The sequence below is a fragment of the Shewanella oneidensis MR-1 genome (assembly GCF_000146165.2).
Classification (GTDB): domain Bacteria; phylum Pseudomonadota; class Gammaproteobacteria; order Enterobacterales; family Shewanellaceae; genus Shewanella; species Shewanella oneidensis.
In genome coordinates, this window is the sequence record NC_004347.2 from 1,358,475 (window position 1) to 1,382,811 (window position 24,337).

Consider the following 24,337-nt stretch of genomic DNA (forward strand, 5'->3'; position numbering starts at 1 on the left):
GATAGGGCGAAATGTGTTGTGTCCCTAAAGTAAAACCAAGGGCACAGCAAACTCACCAGTTGGCAAGATGGTAACATTAGAGTGAGGTTTGAAAAAGCACAACAGCGCAGCCTGGGCGCTGTTGGGTTGGTATCGAGGGATTACTTGGCTGCGTTGAAATAACGGTAAATAACACCTGCTAAAATGGCGCCAATGATCGGAGCGGCCCAAAATAGCCATAATTGTGAGACCGCCCAATCGCCAACAAAGAGCGCTGGACCTGTGCTTCGGGCTGGATTTACAGAGGTGTTTGATATGGGAATACTGATCAGATGAATTAGGGTTAAACAAAGACCAATCGCAATGGGTGCAAACCCTTTGGGGGCTCGTTCATCGGTTGAGCCTAAAATGACGAGTAGAAAAAATAAGGTCATTACGATTTCGCAGATCATGACCGATATCATGCTGTAGCCGCCGGGAGAATGCTCCCCAAAACCATTGGAAGCAAAACCCGCTGCTAAACTAAAGCCTTCTTGTCCTGAAGCGATTAAGTACAGCACGCCAGCGCCAGCAATGCCGCCTGCTACCTGGGCAATAATATAGGGCAGTAATTCAGATGTCGGAAAACGCCCGCCAGCCCAGAGCCCAAAAGAGACTGCGGGGTTGAGATGGCAACCTGAGATATGGCCAATCGCAAAGGCCATCGTGAGAACCGTTAAACCAAAGGCAAGTGAAACGCCCAGTAAGCCAATCCCCACTTCTGGAAACGCCGCAGCGAGTACAGCACTGCCACAGCCACCAAGTACGAGCCAGAGTGTACCCAAAAATTCGGCCGCCATTTTTTGTGACATATTCATTGATTAGTTTCCTATTTAGTTGATTTATGTCTGTGTGGTTTTTTATGCCATGACATAACCCTTTGTTTATCTTGCTGGTTAATTTTAGCTAGATAAATAACCTTTCCCTTAATTGACGTTTTGCATGCCCAGATTGTTAGGCTAAGTTGCGCCTAACAATCAGCGAGTTGTGCATTTATCGCTTTGTTAACATTCACTTTCACCCGTTTAGTCGATACAACTGTGATCAAGCATAGATGGCTTTTTATATTGTGCATTTTTGATAAGGCTCTATAGGGCCAATTTGCTTCGATTTTGGCGGGAGGCATCAGCTAATCCTCTCAGTCGTTTGGGGTTTCGTGGTGGGAGGGCGTTGAGTTAGACACTATCAGTTTCTAAGCATTTCATAATCGATTTATTGTCTTTTTTATTTTTTAATTATTTGAAAATAAAAGAATAGATATTTAATAGATATAAAATGGGGAAATAAACGAGGGGTATTTCGTTGCTGCTCTTCACTAGGCAAAGTAAAAGAGCAAGGTTACTTAAATGTTAATCATGTGTTTTTGTGTTGCTAACCCATGGTTGTTCCAAAAAACTAGATGATGAAAATCGCTGGCGAAGGCATTGGGCTAATTTAAGTAACCGCTCTACATAACAACAAAAATGGTTTGCGATGTCTCAAAGTGAAGGTGGGAAGGATGAAGAAGAAACTATTGACCTTAGCAATACAAGCATCAATGTTTGGTATTGTTCCTTCGGTAGCATGGGCTGCCGAACCGATAGAAGTGAAAGCAGTTAAGGAAAATGCGACTCGAAATGAAACCGAAACCGCGGATAAAAACGATGGCATCGAAAAGGTCACGGTAACGGGTTCGCGGATTAAGCGAGATAGTTTTTCATTAAGTACGCCTTTACAGGGCTTGGATGCCAAGGATATCGCCGATAGCGGTATCGGCTCATTGGCGGATATTTTAGTTGACCAAATTCCGGCCTTGGCGGAAGGGGTGAGTAGCACTAATAGCCAATCGAGTGTGCAAAATACCGGCCTATCAACCATTGACCTACGTAACTTAGGTACGGATCGTACCTTAACCCTTATTGATGGTCGTCGCGTTGTTTCTAACAGTTACAGTGGTAACTACGTCAGTTTAAGTACGATTCCAGCAGCCATGGTCGATAAGGTCGAAATCATTACTGGCGGTGCATCTGCTGTGTATGGTTCGGATGCGATTGCAGGCGTGGTCAATATTATCACCCAGCAAAACAAGACTGGGTTTGAGATTAACGCCCGTGGTGGTGAAACGACTGAAGGTGGCGGCCGTGAAACCACAGTTGATGCTGGTTATGGTGCTGATTTCAATAGTGATAAAGGTTACATTTACGCCAGTGCTACCTATGATAAACAGCATGGGTTATTCGCCACTGACAGGGAACGAGCCCTGTATGAATCAAGCTTTGCCTACGATAAAAAGCAAATGTGTAACACCATGAATACCGCTGATGGTTATCAGTGTATGCGGGATATCACTCCGGAAGATTGGCGTGAGCGCAGCAACGATATCGTTGGTGGCCGCTTTAAGTCGAACGCTTGGTGGTACGATGGCACTGAACTTAAAACTGACTTCAAAGAAGAACGTGATGGTTATAACGGTTATACCACGGGTCTATTGAAGGTGCCTGAGGATACCTTGGCGACAGCGGTCAAAGTAAACTATGACCTTAGTGAAAGTGTTCGTGCGAATGCACAAGTACAATTTAGTCGTAATACTGCGTTTCGCCGTACCGACGCAGAAGGTCAAGACTATAACGATGCTGAGCTGTATATCGATCCCATCACTGGGTTACCAGGGATGATTGATGCGGGCAGTATTTTAGCCAATAACCCTTATATACCCGCTGAAATTGCCGCGACAGGGGGGAAAAGTATTACCTGGGATCGTCGTTTCGAAGAGGTTGGGCCTGTTGAAAGTGATAACGAGCGTACCACGCTGCGTACTTGGGCGGGTTTACAGGGGGATTTGTTTGAAACTTGGACTTGGGATGCGTCAGTGGGCTACGGTCAGTTCGAGCAGCGTCAACGCCGTAGCAATGAGATCAGCATTCGTCGTTTAAGAAATGCCTTGAATGCCGTATATGCCGCTGATGGTGTCACTATTCAATGTGCCAGCGAAGCCGCCAGAGCTGAAGGCTGTGTGCCCGTCAATATCTTTGGTGAAGGCTCTATCAGCAAGGAAGGGGCGGACTATATTCGCGCTAATCCCTATATCAATACCGATATCACTCAATTCAATGCGTTAGGGTATATTTCTGGCGAGTTGTTTGAGCTCCCTGCGGGTGGTGTGCAATCGGCATTCGGGATGGAGTATCGCCGTGATACGCAGGCTGTCGATACCGATAAGGCGATGCGTGGTGATGCGATTACCTTTAACGATGTTCCTCCCTTTGAAGGTGATGTCACCGTATGGGAAGCCTTTGGTGAGGCGAATCTACCCTTATTAAGGGATATGAGCTTCGCTAATAAGCTTGATGTGGATGTGTCCTTGCGTCTTGCGGATTACAGTCAGAAAAACATTGATTTAATGTCGAGCTACCGTACCGGCATACTGTGGGAACCCATTGCAAACTATGCTTTACGTGCCAACTACTCACGTTCACAACGTGCGCCGAATATCACTGAGCTCATCTCTCCACCCCGTGGTGATTACGACAGTATTCGCGATATTTGTAATGGTGTGACGGCAACCTCAACAGGCGCTGGGCATGATAGCTGTCGTCTCGATCCTGGGATTGCTGTGGCTATTGCGAGTACTGGCACCTTTAAGGCGGAAACGGGCTCTAAGTATTCTCCTAACGCAGGTAATGAAAACCTGACCGAAGAAACGGCGGATACCTACACCTTAGGTTTTACCATGGCGCCAGCCTTCCTTGAAGGCTTTAACCTCGCGGTTGATTATTACGATATCAAAGTTGCTGATGCTATTGGTTCATTAAGCAACGAGGACATTCTGGCTGAGTGTTATAACTCGAGTAATCCTTATGGTGCAGGTAATGAGTACTGTCAGGATATCACTCGTGATACTGAGGGCCAAATCACCCAGGTTATTCAGCAGGAACTGAACCTGAATGACATAGTTACTCGTGGTATCGACTTCGCAATGGCCTACGAGTGGGAACTGGCTGATTATGGTGAACTGAGCTTAAACACTAACTGGACCCACGTGTTGGAATACAGCTCAAGTTACTACGGCGCTGATGGTTTAGTGGCAGAGGATTATGTGGGTGAGCTTACTAGCGGGATTTTTGAAGACCGAGGCACGCTGTCATTAACGTGGAGTAACGATGATTGGCGTGTGCGTTGGAGCGCGAAGTATAAGAGCGCAATGGTTGATAGCCATGACCGAGTTGAAGAATGGAATGTGCTGAAAGCCGAAAACCAAGCCAAACTCGACGCCGGTGATGCCAGTGCTGTGGCGAACCCAGAAACGCCAGAGTTCTTGTTCTATGGCTCGTATATCACTCATGATTTGTCAGTGTCTTACACCATGGACGTGAGTCAGGCTGAATTACGTTTATACGGCGGTTTACGCAATATTTTCGACAACCAAGGTCCTTGGGTCGCTGATGGTGGCGACTTAATTGAAACGGGTACCGGTAACTACAGCAGTGCCTACGGCGGTGGTGTAGGGCGTTATGCCTACCTAGGTGCAGAGCTTAAGTTCTAAAGGTCAGTTAACTTAAGTTGGTTAAACCGCATGTGGTTCCCTGCATGCGGTTTTTTATTGACAATTAAATGGCTTAAGCAAGAAAGGAACTGTTGTTGGCTATGGTTCCTTCAGATAGTTATACCAATCGTATTAAATATCTGTTCATTCAGCGGGAATTCAACGCGCTTTAGACAAGGCGAAGGCTTGAAGGCATAGTGGTGTTCTGTCGAAAGCCTTAAACGCAGTATAAAGCGCGTTGCCATACAGTGAACATCAGCCGCCCTTTGGGAGCCACACAAGCATCCCACTCCGGTGTTGCATTGACTTAAAAGGGAATGACCATTTCTGCGTCAATGCGCCTGGGATTGAAATGCCTGTGAGGCTCTGAACTGATTAGATATTTAATGTGATTGGTATTAAGCGGTTTTAACGGTGAGTTTACGCAAAAGTTTTAGCTAAGCGAGTTCGGCAGGTCAGTTAAGTTGGGGATGGGGGCAAAATGGTGTTGGTTTAACAATATACCAAAGAATCATGTTTTTACGGGCTCGATGGTATGAACTGATATTCCCCTTAGCGGCGAGTATATATGCCGCCAAGGGTATGGTTGGGAGCCATCTTGACAAGATATTAAGCGGTAATGCGAACTTATCGATTCATTACAGCATTGAATGACAAGTTACTTGGGGGGTAAATTCACCTTTAAGAACTGGCTTTGTTCAAACAGTAGATGTTCTAGGGATTCCTTGGCCGTATAACTGTGCCCTTCAAATGGTAAGATTACTAATCTTGCTTTGCCGCCCAACCCTTGAATCGCATCAAACAGACGCTCAGATTGCAGCGGGAAAGTACCTGAATTTTGATCCATTTCGCCATGAATAAGCAGTAAAGGCGATTTGATCTTATCCGCATAATTAAATGGCGACATTTGTTGGTAAATATCATTGGCTTGCCAGTAGGTGCGTTCTTCATTTTGAAAACCAAATGGCGTTAGGCTGCGATTATAAGCTCCGCTACGGGCGATACCTGCATAGAATAAATCCGTATGCGCCAGTAAGTTGGCGACCATAAAGGCACCATAGGAATGCCCGCCAACGGCGATTTGCTTGCGATCAGCAATACCTAAATCGACTAAGGTATCGATAGCGGCTTGTGCGTTGGCCGTCAATTGCTCCCGAAAGGTGTCATTGGACTCTTTATCCCCTTGGGCAATGATGGGCATTGAGACTTTATCAAACACCGCAAAGCCTTCGGCGACCAAAGGTATTGGGCCCCTTGGGCTGATGGTGGGATATTGATTGGCGCTAAAGCTAATTTGGCCGGCAACCTCGGGATCGTTAAATTCCCGCGGGTAAGCCCACATCAATACGGGTAAGGTTCCTTGTTCCTTGGTGTAATTGGCGGGTAGGTACAGCGTCCCTGAAAGAGGTACACCATCTGCTCTTTTGAAGGTTATAAGTTGTTTTTGCATGCCCAGATAAGCACTCAGTCCATCGGGTTGCTCGTAAAGTACGCTTTCTTTGGCGGCATTGAGTAGGACAAGGCTAGGGGATTCTGTTGGGCTTTCACGGTTGATGATGAGTTGTAATGGGTCAAGATTTAACACATAACGCACTGATTCTAATCTGTTAGATGCGGATTGCCATAGTAGTGATGACTCACTTGTTATGAGTGAAGTGCGCTTTAAAAAAGGCTTGTCGCCCTGTGGGGTGGCACCTTGGCCATAGTGAATTAGTCCTGTGGTTTTAGCCCCTTGTTGCAAACTAACGACTTGTCCTTTTCCTGGATAATAGTGTTTTGCAAAGAGTCCTAGGTCTTGGTACTTATCGCGCAGATTACGCTCGTTTAAGGTATGCAGTGAGCTTTCCCCAAGGCGGGTGTTTAGACTGCTGAGTCTGATCTGTTGAGCTTTGCTATTACGCTCAGTGATTAAGGCTAAGTGGTTTTCAGCCCAGTCAATATCTGTAATCCTCCACTGGGTTTGTGCAACGCGAGTGGCTTGTTGAGTAAAGGGCGGGTCGAGTAGCCAAAGGCTATCACGCTGCGGCGCATCTCGCTGGCTATCTCCCTGATCTAGTGCTTTGGTAAACGCTAAGGTCGCCGCTTGACCTTGTACCCAATGGAACATACGCGGACCAGGCAGGACTGAATCTTTTCCCTGTGGTCGAGATTCCCCTCCTTGGCTCTGGTGTAACAGGGTAATCAGTTGGCCATTAAGGTTATAAATCTCTGTTAAGGTTGGAAAATCATCATACTTTACCTGAGTTGAGAAGGGCGTTGTGATTTGGCGGCTCAAAATATACTGGCCATCGGGAGACACCGAGAAATCTTCAATAATCCCCGGCGCCCCGATTTTCGTGAGTTTGCCTTCTAAATCTACTAGCGCAAGTTGACTGGTAGTCAGGCGGCTAAATAACTGCTTATCTGCCGAGGTTTTCAGTAAGTCTTGATAGGTGCGCTGCGGACTATTTTTGCCTGAGGTTTCCTTGGTTTTCGGGCTGATGGAAACGTGGGGCTGACTTGCGCTTATGTCTTGTGCTATTACAAAGCGAGCAAGCAGAGTTTTATTATTAGCCCATTGATAATCAAGACTAATAGTGCCGTTTAAACGCTCATTTGACAGCTGTTGATGGCGATCTTTAGCGATATTATAAACAAATAAATAGCCGCCCTCGGGCGTTAAACTTACATAAGAGAGATTACGGCTATCGGGAGAAAACCTAAGTTCAGTAATATCATATCCACCTGGCAAGGTGATGACCCGGTGCCCGTTGTCTTTGATATTGATAAGCGTGAGCTGATGATAACGCTGGGTAATACGGCTCGGTAAAAATTGCTCTGCTGCGATACGTAACCCCGCCAGTTTGTGCTCTGGCATAGCAAGGGTAGCAATGCTAGGGGCCGAAATGGGACTGAGCAATGCCAGCCATTGGTTATCGTTTGAGAGTCGAGTCGTGAGGCTGGTACTGTGGGTAATGGTTTGCTGCAATGCCGGGGAAGGTTTTTGGTAGTCCTGCGCTAAGGTTTTTGGCGTAAAAATAGGGCAGAGCATCATCCAGATGCAAATCAAGGCTAAACGAAGCATATATGGGTTCCTACAAAGGGCATATCCCCTGCTGCATAAATGTTCGGCAGGAGTAAGGCTTTGACTCTTATGTTTTTACTGGTCATGCAGTTGTAAGCAATCTGTTGCTTAGTCGCAATCTATCCTGACTCGATTCTATATTGTTTAAATCTCTTTTTTAGATTTTTTATTAGCTAATATTTTGAATTTTAAATAATTACTTTAAATCATTAGATTGCCAAGCTTGCTAAGTCTTAGGTAGTATTTAGCGACATGATGTACTCATTACCGTAACCATAAAATGAATAATAAGGGTGTGAGAAAATATGAAGGATAAGAATAAGTTGAGTTTCTGTTTGGGGCGCTGTCGCATTGACCCTTCCGATAACTCAATTTCATTTCAAACCTTGGGCGATGAACCTCACCAAAATGAATCCGCTAAAATCTCGCTTCAACCCAAGTTTATTGAAGTGCTTAGCTATCTAGCCCTTCGTTATCCTGAGGTGGTTACCCGTGATGAGCTGATTGATAAAGTATGGGAGGGCAACGTCTACGTGGGTACTAAGGCGCTCACTAACGCGATTTGGCATTTGCGGCAGCAATTATCCCCCTTCGCTCAGGAAAGCGGTGTGATTGAAACCGTGCGTAAAACCGGATATCGATTGTTATTGCCGCCTATTTACGACACCTTTGATGACGGTGAAGAGCAACGACAAACCACCGAGGCTAAATTGCAGCATGCCACCAAACGCATGCGTGTTATGGCGATAGTGATGGGGGTTATAACCTTTATCTGCGCTTTAGTGATGGGTGTGCATTTGTATCAAGATAAATTGCGGATGATGGATACCCAACTTACTGTACTCACTCGTGATCCTGGATCTGAGCGCTATCCTCAGTTATCCCACGATAGGCGTTGGTTGGTCTATGGAGCCAGTCGACCAGGGTTGACTTCTAGTCTTTATCTTAAGGATTTTAAACGTGCAGATTTACCTGCACGTCAGTTAACGCCTTCATCTTCATCCGAACTACGAGCAGTGTGGAGCTTAGATGATACTGCATTATTTTTTGCATCCCGCAGTCATGCTACAGGAAAGTGCACCATCACTCAGTTGACCTTAGCGACTAATGAAATGAGAGCCTTAGCACCCTGCAGTTCGGATATGACCGCGATAGATATTTCACCCGATGGTCAATATCTTGCTTATATCTCTGCCCATGAGTCAGAAAAGATGGGCGGGATTTATCGTTTATCGCTTAAGTCAACCGAAGCGACGGCAGAACGCTTATCCTGCGATACCCGCTGTAACTATGAAGACCGAGATTTAGCTTACAGCCCCGATGGGAGATGGCTTGCGATAGCAAGGCGCTTTAGCAATATTTCAGAAGATATTTTTATTAGAGATTTAGCCAGTGCCCATGAAAAGCGGCTTACACAAGGGTTAGAAGATATTCGAGGGTTAAGTTGGACACCTGATAGTCAGGCGTTAGTCTTCGCGACCGAAGATTCCGGAAGCAGTAATGGATTTACTCTCGATATTAACACGGCGCAGATCCGCTCTCTGGATGTGGAAGGGATGAGTTATCCCAGTAGCGTATCCGCTGAGGGGGAGCTGGTTTATCACCAATATCACCGTCAATTCCAGATGGCGTATTTCTCCCTCGGGGATAAAGTGCCAGGCAGTTTATTCCCATTATTATATTCTGGAGTGAGCCACCGTAATCCAGATTATTCCCCTGAAGCAAAGCGGATAGTATTTGTTTCTAGTGAGACGGGTTATAACGAGATTTGGACCTCAGATATCAATGGCCAAAAACTAGAACAACTTACTCAACTTAAGTCACGAGTGGCCTATCCGCGCTGGTCACCCGATGGGTCTAGAATTGCATTTATTGCCCCCGATGATCGAAATGAAGGTAATCGCATTTTTATTTTAGATTTAACCAATAAAAACATTACCGCATTAGCGTCGAGTTATCACAACCATGGTCGTCCAAGTTGGAATTGGCAGGGGACTGCTGTGCTTGCCTCAACCGCTGATGGTATTACGGAGTTTTACTTAGACAATCGTGCTCCTCGGGTGATTAGTTCATTGAGTATGGCGGTGGGTTTTGCCAAATCGGCTACCGAGTTGGTTTTTAGCCGCGATGGCGAGAATGGACTGTGGCAGATTAATTTAACGCAGCCCGAACACGTTGAGCAGTTAATCTCAACCGACGCATTTCGCGCGGGTAATAACTGGGTGCTTACCGCAAGCGGAGTTTACTTTAAATCGAGTAATGGTCACGAGCAGCTATTGAATTATTGGGAGGCGAGCAGTCAACAGGTCACTTCACTCTTGAGAGTGCCACGTTCGAGCTTAAGCGGTTTTGGCTCCATGACGTATATTCCGGAGGCAAACCGCTTAGTGATGACGCTCGATGGCTTCCCACAGCGGGACATTATCCTGCTAAAACATAAGCTGTTGAAGTAGCTTATTGCAAAGCAGGATTATTTCGCGCTAAAACGTCCACCCAATATGGCTTCGCGGGAGGCACCGGTGACCGCTGGCAGATTGGCGGGCAGGCCTAATTGATAACGCATGGCGAGCCAAGCAAAGGCAATGCCTTCAGCCCATTTGGGATCAACACCCAGTGCCGAGGTCGTATCGATGCGATAACCTGGCAGTAGTGCCGCCAAACGCTGCATTAGCTCGGCGTTGAAAGCGCCACCACCACAGACAAATAGCTCGCCTTCCTGAGCGAGCTTGAGGATATCTTGAGCGATACTGTGGCAGGTTAAATCCAGTAGTGTCGATTGGATATCTTCCTCATTTAATTGATTAAAAGCCGATAATTGCTGTTCTAACCAAGCCTGATTAAACAACTCTCGCCCAGTGCTCTTAGGATAGGCAAGGGAAAAATAAGGGTGTGAGAGCAATTGCGCCAGTAATTGAGGATCAGTCTTACCCGATGCCGCCCACGCCCCGTTTTTGTCATAGGACTCATTTTTTACCTGCTGGACCCATGCATCGATTAAGGTGTTGCCTGGCCCAGTATCAAAGCCTAAGACTTCTTCGCTATTGCCCGGCAGATAGGTGATGTTGGCAATACCACCAATATTGAGGATGACACGTTTTTTACCGACTTGGGCAAACGTCTGCTGGTGGAAGGCGGGCACCAACGGAGCGCCTTGCCCACCTAACGCAATGTCTTTACGGCGGAAATCAGCAATGACATCTATACCTGTTTCTGTGGCTATGGTGTTGGGATCGCCAATCTGCAGCGTAAAACCGACTTCAAGGTTCGGCATATGGCGCACGGTTTGGCCGTGACTGCCAATGGCAATAATCTCATCTTTCGCAATCTTGGTTTTGGCGAGCAGATTATTGACCGCCAGTGCAAACAGTTTGCCGACACTGCGATCAAGACGACCAAGACGATTAATCTCATCTGTACCCGGTAAGCACAAACGCTGTAAACCTTTGAGTAAATGCGTTGGAATTGTCTCGGTATGAGTACCAATAAGCTGAGGTTGCTCGCCCGCAAAATCGACCAGCACAGCATCAACGCCGTCCATACTCGTGCCTGACATCAGTCCAATATAATAAGCCTTGTTCATTTGGTGGGATCCATGAGTCGTTATTGCATTGCCAATTGCGTTTGCTTGTTTTGCGAAATGTTTGCCATCAGTTGTTTGCTGAGTGCGTCGAATTGGGACTTTTCTTTACGGGCGATGGATTCGGACTTCGGTAAATCCACCGTTCTTGGATTGCGGTGTACGCCATTAACGATAAATTCATAGTGTAAATGCGCCCCAGTAACTCGTCCTGTTTTTCCTAATGTACCAATGATTTGACCCTGCTTGACGCTGGCCCCTTTGTTGACGTTGCGCTTAGTCAGGTGTAAATACTTGGTCGTATAGGTATCGTTGTGCTTAATGAACACATAGTTACCGTTAAATTGACTGTAGCCTGATTCGATAACGCGTCCATTACCGGCGGCCTTAATGGGGGTGCCAATTGCGGCAACATAGTCAACGCCACGGTGGGCTTTGACCTGCCCTGTTACTGGATGTAGTCGTCTCGGATTAAAGTTGGAACTAACGTATTTAAAGTCCACGGGTGAGCGTAAGAATGCCTTACGCATGCTGGTGCCGTTTTCAGAATAGTAGTTGCCGTCGGTATAGCGCACCGCGGTGTAACGTTCATCTTGGTTGATAAACTCCGCGGCTAAAATATTGCCATTACGTAAAAACTCGCCTTCGGCATATTCTTGCTCATAGATAATCGCGAAGCTATCGCCCTCGCGTAAGTCTAAGGCAAAGTCGATGTCCCAGCCAAATACCGTGGAGAGTTGCATGATTTGGTTAGCATTTAAGCCCGCATCCACGGCGGCATTCCAGAAGTTACTCTTAATTTTCGCACTGGTGAATTTGGGGCGGATCTCTATGTCTTTTTCGGAGATTTTCTCGGAATACTTGTCCTGAGCTTTAGTGATCACTAAGGTCGATATCGCATCAACACGGTAGCGCACCTCGGTTAAGTCGCCATTGGCATCCTTAGAAATCACAATTTCTTCGCCGGGAATGATTTTAAGTAGATTTTGTTTGGCGAGAGGCAACTGGGTAATTTCATATACATCTTTGCTAGTGAGTCCTGCCCGCTCAAATACGGCGGCTAAGGTATCGCCATTCTTCACATCAAAGTGTTCAACATCCCGATGGTGGGCGCTCTCCAACGTTTCGGTGGCGGAATGATTACCCGCAGCTAACGCCTCTGCTGAAGATAGCGGAGTCACGTTATTTGGCGCATCCGGTGTTTGCCCTTCAATCCCTTCTGGGCGGTCCGGCGAGCGAAAGGCTAAGGGCACATCGTAACGGGTGTTAACTTGATGGTTGGTAACACCTTGAGTTTGTCGTGAAGCTTGCGCTTCTTCAGAGGGAAAGAGCAAAGTTATCATTGTGATAACTGAAAGAATGCTAAGGAGAATTTGATGCTTTTTAGGCAACAATTTAAATAACGTTATAACCTTTCCCATTGACGCCGATACCGATAACCTAAGGCCTGAATAATCCGTTAGTTTACACACTTTCAATTGTGGTGGCTAACAAGTAACATAAGTCTCCTCATTTTATGACCATGGCCTTAGGAGTCCCCGCCGAGATGGCTGATTTAGACCAAGTATTAGCAGAAATTAGACGTGGTACCGACGAGATTTTACTCGAATCGGATCTGCTGGAAAAACTCAAAAAAGGACGTCCACTTCGTATCAAGTTAGGCGCAGATCCTACCGCACCGGATATCCATCTTGGACACACAGTAATTTTAAATAAATTAAGATTATTCCAAGAGTTAGGTCATGAGGTCATTTTTTTAATTGGTGACTTTACCGGTATGGTGGGAGACCCAAGTGGTAAAAATAGCACTCGTCCGCCACTGACCCGTGAGCAAGTGTTGGCCAACGCCGAGACCTACAAAGAGCAGGTCTATAAAATTCTTGACCCAGCAAAAACCCGTATCGAGTTCAACTCGAGTTGGTTAGAGCCATTGGGCGCGGCCGGTATGATCCGTTTAGCCTCGCAGCAAACCGTTGCTCGTATGATGGAACGTGATGACTTTAAGAAGCGTTATGCGTCGGGCCAATCGATTGCTATCCACGAATTTATGTACCCGCTGCTACAGGGCTATGACTCTGTAGCCCTCAAGGCCGACGTTGAATTAGGCGGTACAGACCAGAAGTTCAACCTGTTAATGGGTCGTGAGTTACAGAAAGCCGAAGGTCAAAAACCACAAGCCGTGATTATGATGCCACTGCTTGAAGGTTTAGACGGTGTGAAGAAAATGTCTAAATCGGCGCACAACTACATTGGTGTGAGTGAACCTGCCAATGAGATGTTTGGCAAAATCATGTCTATTTCTGACGAGCTGATGTGGCGCTACTTTGAGTTGTTGTCATTCCGTCCTCTGGCCGAGATTGAGCAATTCAAACAAGATATAGCCAATGGCGCTAACCCTCGTGATACCAAGATTAGCTTAGCGAAGGAAATTATCGCGCGCTTCCATGACGCAGCGGCAGCCGAAAGTGCCCATCAAGCCTTTATCGACCGTTTCCAAAAGGGCGCTATTCCTGATGATATCCCTGAGGTTGAATTAGCAGCGGGTGAAGGCTTAGCAATTGCTAACTTACTCAAGGATGCTGACCTAGTCGGCTCGACTTCAGATGCGTTGCGGATGATTAAGCAAGGCGCTGTGAAGATGGACGGTGAGAAGATTGATGATAGCCGTATGACGCTGAGCGCAGGTACCGTTGCGGTATTCCAAGTGGGTAAGCGTAAGTTTGCTAAAGTGACTTTGGTTTAATCAGCGATTGGTTTAATCAGCCATTGGTTAATCCGCCGCTGATTTAACTTATGTCAGTGCTTATGGCTGTAACTAGGGCGTGTTGACGTTTCAGGGTTATTTTTGCAGCAATTTGGCTGGCTTTTATGCAAGGCAAAGTCCGTGCAGTGTAGTTATTCTACATAAACGGACGATAACGCGGCAGAAAAGCCAGCCAAATGCTGCCCGAAGGGTTCGCCTGGCAAGCCCTTGCTCTTACTTTCTGTCATAAGAGCCGCTCGTCATTTGAGTAAACTACACATCATTCCTCGTTTCGCGAGCACGAACTTGCCAGAACGAACAAAATTTAATCTCGAAACGTCAACACGCCCTAAGCACTGACGTAGTCAACTGTCATCTATTCCACAAAAAGAGCGCCTATTGGCGCTCTTTTTGTTTCAGTCTTTTATCGCAAAAGAATTATGGCGCCGTGCTGGCCTCATGTTCGCCAATATTGCATCTGTCAGTGCCAAAATGCTGCCCTTCGCTACATTTCCACGCCAATTGCGCTGAATCGACTTGCCAGCGCTGAGCATCCTTCTTGAGCGACAAAATCAGCAGCATTTGCGGGTGTTGTTTGGAGATCTCGCTCACTTGGTAGGTAAACACACCATTCTTTGTTGGTTGAGTACGGACTAAGGTGAATTTATTGCCCGCATATTGGCTGCTGATAGCCGTTGGATCTGTACTCCAAGCTTGATGTTGCTCTTGGGCGATACGCAGTTGCTGATTGAAATGGCTTACTGGTTGCACTGCATAGGATACGATTATGGGCTGCTGGGCTTGAGCGTTTTGCGAGAGCATAAAACCATTCAGAGCGAGTAGGGCAATCAGTCCAAAAAACTTCATACAAACCTCATTGAAACGAAACGACCGAGTGATGCATCAAATGCCTTGGTTTAGTCGTATGACTCATTGTTAGTTTCGACTCGTTTTTGGGGCTCGAGTTTCAATCAAAGTTAAATTTTGTGATTACTGCATCGCTAATTGATCTGACAGTGTCTGGTAATCAATCAGATCCATATGCTCTGCGACTCTGTGGGTGCGCATATCGAGTTTAAGGCTAGTGACGCCAGGGATGGCGACATCAATGATTTTGCCTGGTTTACCAAACTGCTCCCCCGGTCCCTTAAAGTGATAGTTACCAATCATCACCACTAAGGAGCCCGCGTTATACATATGCTCGATATTGAAATCATATTCGAGCACCCCCTCATGGGCGCGCTCGAAAAAGTCGATAATAAAACGACCACCCGTGTATTTACGGTTGGCGGTCTTATCGAAAAAAACACTATCGCGGTTATAGAATTTGCTAAGTGTTTGATAGTCGTGCTCGGTTAGCGCGTTCATATATTTTACGGCTAACTGCTGTTCTGCTGGCATTTCCCCTGAGTTTGCATGTACATGCGCGGGAAATAGCGCCGGAACAAAAATAAGACAGACTAAAAGACGCAAAATTCGCAAACTATTCCCTCTTGGTTTTGAGATCAAAAGCGGGTAATGATAAATGCCATTTGATGGCGCATAGACGGATGATTAACGCACTGGCCATGGCTAAAAAAAGTGCCGTTTTTTCGCCCATACCGCAGGCCAAACTTACGGTATAGCCTATACCGCCGATAATGGAGGCTGTGGCATAGATTTCTGTGCGCAATACCATCGGGATTTGTCTGCACAGCAAGTCTCGAATAATGCCTCCTCCTACGCCGGTGATCAAGCCCATCACCACTGCAATCATGCCGCTTAGCCCCATATTGAGGGCTTTTTCGGCACCAATCACAGTGAACAGGGCTAAACCTAAGGCATCGGCGACGGGGAGGACGTACTCAGGCATCTTGCGTGGGCGACGTACTAACAACAAACAGGCCACTACAGTCGCAAGGATAACGATAATATAGTTTGGGTCGCGGATCCAAAATACTGGGGTTGCGCCAATCAGCGCATCGCGGATACTGCCACCGCCCACTGCTGTCACCGACGCAAGCACTATCACCCCAAAAGGGTCCATACGGTGGCGACCAGCGGCTAAAGCGCCAGAAAGGGCAAATACCGCCGTGCCACATAAATCGAAGAAGTAAATCCAGTGATTCATTTACTCATCTCTTTGATGTGGATATTAAGTGCATCCACAGAGATACGAATTTCTATGACAGATAGAATCAGTGAATAGAGTAGCAGTAACAAGCTGGCACCAAAGATGATTGAGCCCGTCTTATTCAAACCGATATAAATGAAAATCATGCAGAGTACACACAGGGCAAAGCTGGATACGCCGGCTTCTTGCATGCGGCGAATAATACGGATCCGCTGGCTTAAGTTTTTGATCTGATCTTGATGTACGGGTTTATCGCCGCTACTCAACTGACGGATCAGTGCTGCCAGTGCAAAAAATCGGTTGGTGTAAGCAAGTAACAGCAAGGAAATTGCTGGAAATAACAAGGCGGGAGTTGTTAATGAAACATGCATATTTTCGAACAAGATAGTCAGCCTTTAACCTAATGTTAAGATGAAAAACATCATATCACAGGGTTTGTAGCCAGCGTAAACCTGCCCAAATGAAAGGAAGTAACGTAATAAAGCTAAACCAAATCGCACAGGCGCGAGAGGTGAGTTTTATCGCTGGGGCTATCATTTCGTGATGAGGTTGTGGACCATAGACAACCTTTGCCACATCAATACGTTGGCCTGAAAATTTTTGTGGACCACCCAATTCAATCCGTAAAATATTTGCCACTAATGACACGCTCATCACGTAACCGCGCAGTGCGGGATGATTTTTAGAGGTGCGAAACAATAAAGCTAACGCTTTAGGACCGCCCTGAATTGCAATTGATAGGCTCCATAACCACGCAGGGATTGCCAGCAGCGCGGTCGAGAGCGTGTGCACTGTTCGGCAAAAATACTGATATTTGGGCTGTATGGGTGGCCAGCTGAGCTCGAGCTGTTTAATCATTCTGACCGCCAGCACCATAGGCGCGCCCGCGATCGCAAAAAAGAAGATAGTCGACGCCGTGCCGTAAATCGGTGCCGTAGCCAGTTTTTCTATCGTCGCTTTGGTTAAGCCTACTTCCGACAGATTATCCGTATCACGGACAACCCACGGCTGTAATAACTTTTTTGCGCTGGCATTATCCTCGCGGTTTAATGCTTTAGCGATTTCGTCGGCCACTTGGCTAAAGCCTGCATCACTCAAACACAGATACAGCACTAAAAACTCAAAAAACCATGGGAAGGCTGCCAGTTCGAGCAAAAAAGTAATAATCGCCCAGAAGGGGAATACCAGTAACAACATGGCTAAAAAGCCCGCAGTAGCTTGTTGGCTGGGTGCGCGCCCGGGGCGATTGACTTTGGCTGCGAGCTGTTTGGCTAAGTGACTAAACCAAATCAGTGGCTGCATTTCCCTGGGTAATGGCGCCAAACGCGCCAGTAATAAAGCAAAGAAAAGTACCAAGAAGCCTTCGAACAAAGCGCCATCAATTTCGACAAGTTGTTGATAAAAAGAGCTGTGCATCAGGTACTTTCCACAATCATGCTTTAGTTAATTACTTTACAGAGTTGGGTTCCAATTGCTCAAGCAGCAACATCACCATCAGTGCTGAATGATAGCCTGCTTTTACAATATAAGCGTCAAAGTCGACGGGGGAGTCGTTGTTGGCGTTGTCAGAGAGCGAGCGAATGACCACAAAAGGCACGCCAAACTGGTGACATACTTGGGCAATCGCCGCACCTTCCATTTCACAGGCCGCCATGGTTGGGAAGTGTTCCAGCATGGTTTTGGTGCGTACTGGGTCGCAAATAAAGCTATCACCGGTACAGATCAATCCTTCAATGGCTCTCACTTCGCCTAATTGCGCAATGGCTTTATTGGCGGCTTCCACTAAGTATGGCGCTGGAATAAATGCCGCTGGTTGCTGCGCCATTTGGCCAATTTCGTAACCAAATGCGGTGACATCGACATCGTGGTGACGCACTTCTGATGAAATTACGATATCACCAATTGAGAGCGAGTCGACAAAGCCGCCGGCGGAACCTGTGTTGATTACGGCATCGGGGGCGTATTTTTCAATCAATAGGGTTGTGGCGATACTGGCAGCGACTTTACCAATGCCCGAGCGCGTGACCACTACGTCTTTGCCCGCTAAGGTGCCAGCGATAAATTCAATATCTGCAATGGTTTGTGATGAAGTGTTTGTCATAGCCGCAATAAGATGAGCAACTTCTGGCTCCATTGCGCCAATAATACCTATTTTCATGGGTGACCCTTTTGATTCTACTGAATGTGTGATTCCACTGAATATGTGGGACGACGGAATGGCGGCTAATATACCACAGTTATGCTTTGGCGTGATTGTGGGATTACGATTGCTTGATAGGGATAATATTAAACAGGGACTGGGTAAAAATGCGCACCTTAAGGTGCGCGCGTTTTATTCATCTTTTGTGATAAGTCACCTGTAAATGGTGAGGATTCGTGGGGACGAGTCCGAGACTCACAGTGACCGCGGTACAACAAAGAACCATTAATCCAGATAGTTAAGAATGCCTTGCGCGGCATCCCGTCCTTCGGCAATCGCGGTAACGACAAGGTCCGAGCCTCTTACCATATCGCCGCCAGCAAATACCTTGGGATTGGTGGTTTGGAAAGGATTATCGGCCTGTTTACTGGCTTTTACTCGGCCCCATTGGTCGAGTTCAATGCCGTAATCGGCAAACCAAGGCGCTGGGCTTGGTTGGAAACCGAAGGCGATAATCACTGCATCGGCTTCGAGTAACTGCTCACTGCCCACAATCGCTTCGGCCCGTTGACGACCACTGGCATCCGCCTTGCCCATCTGGGTTTCAACGCATTCCACACCTAGCACTTTGCCATCCTGGGTTTTAATCGCCACGGGTTGACGGTTAAACAGGAAGTTCACTCCCTCTTCACGGGCATTTTGTACTTCGCGGCGAGAACCTGGCATGTTGGCCTCATCACGGCGATAGGCACAAATTACACTGCTGGCACCTTGGCGCACGGCGGTACGAACACAATCCATGGCGGTATCACCGCCACCTAAGACCACTACGCGTTTACCGGCAAGGTTAAGATAAGGCATATCAGGGCTTGTGCTGCCCATCAGGTGATGGGTATTACCAATCAAATAGGGCAGGGCTTGGTAAACGCCTTGAGCATCTTCACCCTCAAGGCCCGCTTTCATGGCGGTGTAGGTTCCCATGCCAAGGAAGACGGCATCGTATTCCTCAAGCAATTGATTAAAGGCAACGTCCTTGCCGACAGTTACGCCCAGTTTGAACTCAATGCCCATGCCTTCTAACACAGTGCGGCGAGTCGCCATTACGGCTTTATCCAGTTTAAAGGCGGGGATACCATAGGTCAGCAGGCCACCAATTTGGGGATACTTATCAAACACCACAGCCTTTACTCCATTGCGGGCAAGAATATCGGCGCAGCCTAAACCCGCTGGTCCTGCGCCGACAATCGCGACCTTTTCTTTACGTGGCGTGACCTTGCTCATATCCGGACGCCAGCCTTGGGCGATAGCGGTATCGGTAATGTATTTTTCCACATTACCGATAGTCACAGCGCCAAAGTCGGCGTTTAGGGTACAGGCGCCTTCACAGAGTCTGTCCTGTGGACAGACGCGGCCGCAAATTTCGGGCAGGGTATTGGTCTCATGGACTAAATCTGCCGCCTCCATAATCCGGCCCTGTTGCGCGAGCTTTAGCCAGTTAGGAATGTAGTTGTGCAGTGGACACTTCCACTCACAGTAAGGGTTACCACAATCTAAACAGCGATCCGCTTGTTCGCTCACCTGAGCCTGTGCAAAGGGCTGATAAATCTCAATAAACTGAGTCGAACGTTTTGCCGCAGGGTGTTTGGTTGGGTCTTTGCGACCCACTTCAATAAATTGAAAATCGTTACTCATCTGCTATTACCCCGCTTTAACTGCCAGTTCTGGACTCGATTGCTCTAATTTGAGCAGATCTGCAACGGCAATGTTTTTTGGTTTCACTAATACAAAGCAATCTAACCAGTTAGCAAAGTCACTTAAGATCATCTTCGCGTGCTCACTGCCCGTCTCGGCCACATGCTCTTCAATCAAGCCTTTTAAATGTTGCTGTTGAATAGGCGATTCGAGTTTTTGGGTATCGACCAGTTCGCTATTGACGCGGCGATTAAAGCGACCAAATTGGTCAAAGACATAGGCAAAACCGCCAGTCATCCCCGCGCCGAAGTTCACCCCAGTTTTGCCGAGCACAACCACAATCCCGCTGGTCATATATTCGCAGCCGTTATCGCCCAAGCCTTCAACCACGGCAATGGCGCCTGAGTTACGTACCGCAAAACGTTCACCCGCTTGGCCTGCGGCGAAGAAGCGGCCGCCAGTTGCGCCATACAGGCAAGTGTTACCGACAATGGCGCTGCGCTCGCTCTGGAAGGGGCTACCCAGCGGTGGATAAATCACAATCTTACCGCCCGACATGCCTTTGCCTACGTAGTCGTTGGCATCGCCGCAGAGCTTGAGTTCAAGACCTGGGCTGTTCCAAACGCCAAAGCTTTGGCCAGCACTGCCGTTAAAGCTGAGTTTTATCGGGGCCTTGCTGCCTTTAACGCCAAGGGTGGTGGCGATATAACCCGATAGACGTGCGCCCACTGAGCGGTCGGTGTTGTTGATACTGTAAGCGGCATCGAAACTCTCGCCCTTATCGACCGCACTCTGGCACTCATTGAGCAAATGTTGGTTGAGTAAACCTAAATCCGCTGGTGGATTGGTTTCTTGCCACGTGCGCGAGGTACTGGCTCTGACATTAGGCTGATACAGGATTGGCGCTAAATCGAGTCCACGTTGCTTATCGGTTTGCCCTTCTAAGGTATGTAACCACTCACTGCGGCCAACTAAGTCCTCAAACTTACTGACTCCTAAAGTCGCCATCCACTCACGGACTTCCTCGGCGACAAACTCAAAGTAAGTCATCACTCGCTCTGGTAAGCCGTGGTAATGGTTATCGCGCAGTTTCTTATCTTGAGTCGCGACACCAGTTGCGCAGTTGTTCAGGTGGCAAATACGCAGGTACTTACAACCTAAGGCAATCATAGGCACAGTCCCGAAACCAAAGCTTTCGGCGCCGAGTAAGGCCGCCTTGATAACATCAGTACCGGTTTTTAAGCCGCCATCGACCTGCAAGCGGATCTTATGGCGCAGACCATTTTCCACCAGAGATTGATGTACTTCGGCAAGGCCGAGTTCCCATGGGCTACCTGCGTATTTCACCGAGGTGATAGGGCTTGCGCCCGTGCCGCCATCGTAGCCAGAAATAGTGATCATATCGGCGTAGGCTTTTGCCACTCCGGTGGCGATAGTGCCGACACCGGGCTCAGACACTAACTTCACAGAGATCAGTGCCTTGGTATTGATTTGTTTTAAATCGAAAATCAGCTGGGCTAAGTCTTCGATAGAGTAAATATCATGATGCGGTGGTGGTGAAATCAGTGTTACACCGGGACGCGCGTGGCGCAGCCCCGCAATTTCGACACTCACCTTATGGCCAGGGAGTTGGCCACCTTCACCGGGTTTGGCGCCCTGTGCCACTTTAATCTGGAGTACATCGGCATTGACTAGGTAATGGGCAGTTACGCCAAAACGCGCCGAGGCAATTTGCTTAATCGCCGAGTTACGTTCGGTATTAAAGCGACGAGCATCCTCACCACCTTCGCCCGAGTTAGAGCGGCCGCCTAAACGGTTCATGGCGATGGCCAACGCCTCATGGGCCTCTGGGCTTAAGGCACCTATACTCATGGCCGCGCTGTCAAAGCGTGGATATAAGTTGCTGGCAGCTTCGACGTTATTCAGTTCAATTGCAGTTTGGCCAGCCTTAATGCCAATCAAATCTCGCAACGTGGCAATTGGGCGGTTATCGACTAATTCGGCGAATTTCTTATAGGTCGCAAAATTCTTATCGATTAACGATGCCTGCAGTGTGTTGACGACATCAGGGTTGAAGCAGTGGTATTCACCGCCGTCAACGTATTTGAGTAAACCACCCTGTGGCAGTGGCACATGGGCGCGGTAAGCGGCCTTGTGCAGTAGCGCTTGATCGTTGGCGATATCCTCAAAACTGGCGCCTTCGATACGGCTAATGACCCCTTTAAAGCACAGCTCAATCACATCGCTGGCAATACCAATGGCCTCAAACTGTTGGCTACAGCGGTAGGAACCGATGGTGCTGATCCCCATCTTCGACATGATTTTACGTAAACCTTTCTCGATGCCGTAACGGAAGTTGAGCATCAAGGCTGTGGTATCGGTTAAATCATGGCGTTTCGCCAGATCAGAGATAGATTCGTACACTAAATAGGGATAAATCGCCGTCGCACCAAAGCCGAGTAGCACCGCAAAGTGGTGCGGATCACGTGCCGATGCCGTCTCAACGATGATGTTGGTATCGCAGCGCAGGCTCTTACTTACCAGCATTTGTTGGACTGCGCCCACCGCCATTGCCACTGGAATCACCTGCGCCGATTTATCAATTGCGCGGTCGGATAAAATCAGCAGCGTAGTGCCACTACGGGCTAAACGCTCAGCTTCTGAGGTGATGCGGCGAATCGCCTGTTCTAAGCCTTCTTTCGGTTCGTAGTTTAAATCGACGATATTGGCGCGATAGTAAGTGCTATCTAATCCGAGTAATTGATTGAAATCACTGAACAATAATATCGGTGAGTTGAACATCACTCGATAGGCATGCCCCGTGGTTTCATTGAAGAGGTTTTGCTCGCGGCCAATACAGGTCGCCAAGGACATCACGTGCTTTTCACGCAATGGATCGATTGGCGGATTCGTGACTTGAGCAAACTTCTGCCTGAAATAGTCATAGAGCGAGCGCGACTTTTTCGACAATACTGCCATTGGCGTATCGTCGCCCATTGAGCCCGTTGCCTCTTCGCCTTGTTTTGCCAGTACCCAAATCACTTGTTCAAGTTCTTCGCGGGTGTAACCAAATTGCTTTTGATATTGCAGCAGTTGCTCAGGGCTTAATTCACTGGCGCCATGTTGCTCTGTCGTTAGCTGCTCGGCAGGAATTAAAGTACGACTGTTTTTCGCCATCCATTCTTTGTAGGGGTGGCGACGCTTAAGATCGTTATCGATTTCGAATGACTGATATAATCGGCCATTTAATGTATCCAACACTAACAGCTCACCTGGGCCGACGCGGCCTTTTTCAATCACTTCATCGGCGGCGTAGTCCCAAATGCCGACTTCTGAGGCGAGGGTTAAGATACGATCTTTGGTGATCACATAACGAGATGGTCGCAGACCGTTACGATCGACTGCGCAAGCGGCGTGGCGACCGTTGGTCATGACGATACCCGCTGGGCCGTCCCATGGCTCCATGTGCATGGAGTTAAAGTCATAGAAGGCTTTTAGCTCGTCATCCATCTCAGGGTTACTTTGCCATGCTGGCGGGATCAGCAAACGCATGGCGCGGTATAGGTCCATGCCGCCTGAGAGCAGCATCTCGAGCATATTATCGAGGGAGGAAGAGTCGGAACCGGTTTCATTCACAAAAGGCGCTGCCTGCTGTAGGTCGGGCAGAAGGGGGGAATTAAACTTATAGGCACGAGCCCTAGCCCATTGGCGGTTACCGGTAATCGTATTGATCTCGCCATTATGGGCAAGATACCTAAAGGGCTGAGCCAATGGCCATTTAGGTGAAGTATTGGTTGAAAAGCGCTGATGGAATAAACAGATAGAGCTTTTCAAACGAATGTCAGCAAGGTCGGGATAGAATGCGGGCAAGTCGGCTGGCATCATCAAGCCTTTGTAGACGATGACTTGGCCTGAAAGACTCGCGACATAGAAGTCTTTATCGTCAGTAATTTGCTGCTCTAAACGGCGGCGTGCCATGTAGAGGCGACGTTCAAGATCTTTCTCACGCCAGCCAATAGGGGCGTTGATCAGCACTTGATAGATTTGTGGTAGGCTCGATTTACCAATCTCCCCCAATACATCGGGATTGACGGGGACCTTACGCCAACCAGCAATACTTAATGTTTCACGTTCCAATTCGCGTTCGAGAATAAACTTGGCTTGGTCAGCCAGTTCTTCATCTTGGCTTAAAAACAACATGCCCACGGCAAACTTGCGGCTCAAGTGCCAGTCATTTTCAGCGGCTACGGCCTCAAAGAATTGCAATGGTAGCTGCATTAATAAACCACAGCCGTCCCCAGTACGACCGTCCGAGGCGATACCGCCACGGTGTTTCATGCGATCAAGGCCATGGATGGCAGTGCGCACGATACGATGGCTAGCTTCGCCATCCATTTGTGCAATCAAGCCAAAACCACAATTGTCCCGCTCAAAACTGGGATGATATAAGCTCATACAAAAACCTCCC

The 24,337-nt window shown here is 47.8% G+C and carries 15 protein-coding genes; 3 read left to right on the forward strand and 12 right to left on the reverse strand.

Features of this window, described 5'->3' with window-relative positions:
* Positions 1-140: 140 nt before the first annotated feature.
* Positions 141-836, reverse strand: coding sequence for an aquaporin Z (gene aqpZ, locus SO_RS06070; protein ID WP_011071520.1), 696 nt, complete (start codon positions 834-836; stop codon positions 141-143).
* A 680-nt stretch (positions 837-1,516) separates the two neighbouring features.
* Between aqpZ and SO_RS06075 the strand changes: the two genes are divergently transcribed.
* Entirely contained in the window at positions 1,517-4,540 is a 3,024-nt protein-coding gene (locus SO_RS06075) for a TonB-dependent receptor domain-containing protein (RefSeq protein ID WP_011071521.1), read from the forward strand.
* A gap of 658 nt (positions 4,541-5,198) precedes the next feature.
* On the opposite strand, the gene SO_RS06080 is transcribed toward SO_RS06075, so the two are convergent.
* Positions 5,199-7,604, reverse strand: a complete 2,406-nt coding sequence (locus SO_RS06080) for a S9 family peptidase (protein WP_011071522.1) — start codon at positions 7,602-7,604, stop codon at positions 5,199-5,201.
* Positions 7,605-7,909: 305 nt separating this feature from the next.
* On the opposite strand from SO_RS06080, the gene SO_RS06085 reads away from it, so the two are divergent.
* The gene (locus SO_RS06085; protein ID WP_011071523.1) at positions 7,910-10,057 is read left to right on the forward strand and encodes a winged helix-turn-helix domain-containing protein; all 2,148 of its coding nucleotides are present in this window, start codon (positions 7,910-7,912) and stop codon (positions 10,055-10,057) included.
* 17 nt (positions 10,058-10,074) lie between these two features.
* On the opposite strand, the gene SO_RS06090 is transcribed toward SO_RS06085, so the two are convergent.
* Positions 10,075-11,184 carry an anhydro-N-acetylmuramic acid kinase gene (locus tag SO_RS06090; protein WP_011071524.1) on the reverse strand — a complete coding sequence of 370 codons (1,110 nt, stop codon included), beginning with the start codon at positions 11,182-11,184 and terminating at the stop codon, positions 10,075-10,077.
* A gap of 20 nt (positions 11,185-11,204) precedes the next feature.
* Entirely contained in the window at positions 11,205-12,602 is a 1,398-nt protein-coding gene (locus tag SO_RS06095; RefSeq protein WP_011071525.1) for a peptidoglycan DD-metalloendopeptidase family protein, read from the reverse strand.
* Between the two features lie 125 nt (positions 12,603-12,727).
* Here SO_RS06095 and tyrS point away from each other — a divergent pair, with 125 nt between their 5' ends.
* Positions 12,728-13,924 carry a tyrosine--tRNA ligase gene (gene tyrS, locus SO_RS06100; RefSeq protein ID WP_011071526.1) on the forward strand — a complete coding sequence of 399 codons (1,197 nt, stop codon included), beginning with the start codon at positions 12,728-12,730 and terminating at the stop codon, positions 13,922-13,924.
* A 438-nt stretch (positions 13,925-14,362) separates the two neighbouring features.
* On the opposite strand, the gene SO_RS06105 is transcribed toward tyrS, so the two are convergent.
* From SO_RS06105 to gltB, 8 genes are all read right to left on the reverse strand, one after another.
* Positions 14,363-14,791, reverse strand: a complete 429-nt coding sequence (locus tag SO_RS06105; RefSeq protein ID WP_011071527.1) for a hypothetical protein — start codon at positions 14,789-14,791, stop codon at positions 14,363-14,365.
* 123 nt (positions 14,792-14,914) lie between these two features.
* The gene (locus SO_RS06110) at positions 14,915-15,406 is read right to left on the reverse strand and encodes a nuclear transport factor 2 family protein (protein WP_011071528.1); all 492 of its coding nucleotides are present in this window, start codon (positions 15,404-15,406) and stop codon (positions 14,915-14,917) included.
* Position 15,407: 1 nt separating this feature from the next.
* Positions 15,408-16,034: a trimeric intracellular cation channel family protein gene (locus SO_RS06115; RefSeq protein WP_011071529.1), complete on the reverse strand. Its 627-nt coding sequence runs from the start codon at positions 16,032-16,034 to the stop codon at positions 15,408-15,410.
* Positions 16,031-16,408, reverse strand: coding sequence for a DUF2721 domain-containing protein (locus tag SO_RS06120; RefSeq protein ID WP_011071530.1), 378 nt, complete (start codon positions 16,406-16,408; stop codon positions 16,031-16,033). Before SO_RS06120 ends, SO_RS06115 begins: the two co-directional genes overlap by 4 nt.
* 55 nt (positions 16,409-16,463) lie before the next feature.
* Positions 16,464-17,453 carry a cobalamin biosynthesis protein CobD/CbiB gene (locus SO_RS06125; RefSeq protein ID WP_011071531.1) on the reverse strand — a complete coding sequence of 330 codons (990 nt, stop codon included), beginning with the start codon at positions 17,451-17,453 and terminating at the stop codon, positions 16,464-16,466.
* Between the two features lie 31 nt (positions 17,454-17,484).
* The gene (locus SO_RS06130) at positions 17,485-18,195 is read right to left on the reverse strand and encodes a 5'-methylthioadenosine/adenosylhomocysteine nucleosidase (RefSeq protein ID WP_011071532.1); all 711 of its coding nucleotides are present in this window, start codon (positions 18,193-18,195) and stop codon (positions 17,485-17,487) included.
* 267 nt (positions 18,196-18,462) lie between these two features.
* Positions 18,463-19,869: an FAD-dependent oxidoreductase gene (locus tag SO_RS06135; protein WP_011071533.1), complete on the reverse strand. Its 1,407-nt coding sequence runs from the start codon at positions 19,867-19,869 to the stop codon at positions 18,463-18,465.
* 6 nt (positions 19,870-19,875) lie between these two features.
* Positions 19,876-24,324, reverse strand: coding sequence for a glutamate synthase large subunit (gltB, locus tag SO_RS06140; RefSeq protein ID WP_011071534.1), 4,449 nt, complete (start codon positions 24,322-24,324; stop codon positions 19,876-19,878).
* Positions 24,325-24,337: the final 13 nt, after the last annotated feature.